This is a genomic window from Paraburkholderia humisilvae (genome assembly GCF_902859855.1).
GTDB classification, from domain to species: Bacteria; Pseudomonadota; Gammaproteobacteria; order Burkholderiales; family Burkholderiaceae; genus Paraburkholderia; species Paraburkholderia humisilvae.
This window is the reverse complement of the sequence record NZ_CADIKH010000379.1, coordinates 1-1,094: the sequence shown is the minus strand read 5'-3', so window position 1 is coordinate 1,094 and position 1,094 is coordinate 1. Positions and strand designations below refer to the sequence as shown.

Sequence of the window (1,094 nt, the reverse complement as noted above, 5' to 3'; positions counted from 1 at the left end):
CGCCTCCCGTTTGCGAAGCAATTTCGCATGCTTTGACGTCCAGGATCGGCTGCGGCTGTATATACGGCCTTACTGCAAAACGGACGCAGCGGGCCCCTATGAAATTCGCTGACTCGCACCTCATTGACTTCACGAGCTGGTAGCTCTTATGCACATTCAGGTTTAGCGAGTCCCGGTCCAACCTGTTTCGTCATCACATTCGATTGCCAACGCAACCTTTCGACCTGTCGTCCTGTGTAGATGTAAATCCTCGAGGCGCGGCTAACTGTTCAGGCTGGCTTCGCGCTCAAGTACCCCTTCTGGTACGGCCTGTCGTGGGCGAGGATTGCCCAGATCGTCCGAGCCATCTTGTTGGCAAGCGCCACAGTCACCACGTTCGGCGGGCGCCGCTTGCTGATCTGTTCGATCCACGGGCCAGGCTCCCGGGCGCGGGTAAGCACGCTGCGCGCGCCGTGAATGAGCAGCGTGCGCAGATACGTGTCGCCGCGCCTGCTGATGCCGAGCAGCGTCAGCTTGCCTCCCGAGCCCGTTTGCTTTGGCACAAGACCGATCCAGGCCGCAAACTCGCGTCCCGATCTGAACGCCTTCGCATTGCCCATCGTCGCCACTGCGGCTGTCGCCGTCAGCACACCAACGCCCGGGATCTCGGTTATCGACTTGACCGCCTTGTCCTCCAGCATCCAGTGGCGCAGCCGCCGCTCGATCACGGCGATCTGCTCATCGAGCTTCCTCAACCCGTTCCACTGCTCGCGCAACGTGTCGACCAGCACTGCCGGCAGGCGATCCGAAACTCTGGCCAGCACCGAGGGTATCGCCTTGTCCAGCGCAGCCCGGCCCCTGCCCATCACTTCGCCGTATTCGGTCAACAGTCCGCGCAGGCTGTTGATCTGCATCGTACGGAACTTCACCAGTTGCTGGCGCATCCGGTGCAGCGCCAGCACGGCCTGTTGCGCTTCGGTTTTTACTGCCACGGCCTTGCCTGGCTGCTGCACGGCCAGCCAGATCGCCCGGGCGTCCGCTGCATCGCTCTTGTTGCGGATGTTGAACGCCTTGACGAATTCGGCCGGCATCAGCTTCACCTCGTGCCCCAGCTT

1 protein-coding gene is annotated in these 1,094 nt (G+C 61.9%); it reads right to left on the bottom strand.

Annotated elements, in window-relative coordinates; all coding sequences use genetic code 11:
• Window positions 1-269: 269 nt before the first annotated feature.
• The coding region (locus HV796_RS42650) for an IS110 family RNA-guided transposase (protein ID WP_175233605.1) at window positions 270-1,094 on the bottom strand (825 nt) is incomplete at its 5' end.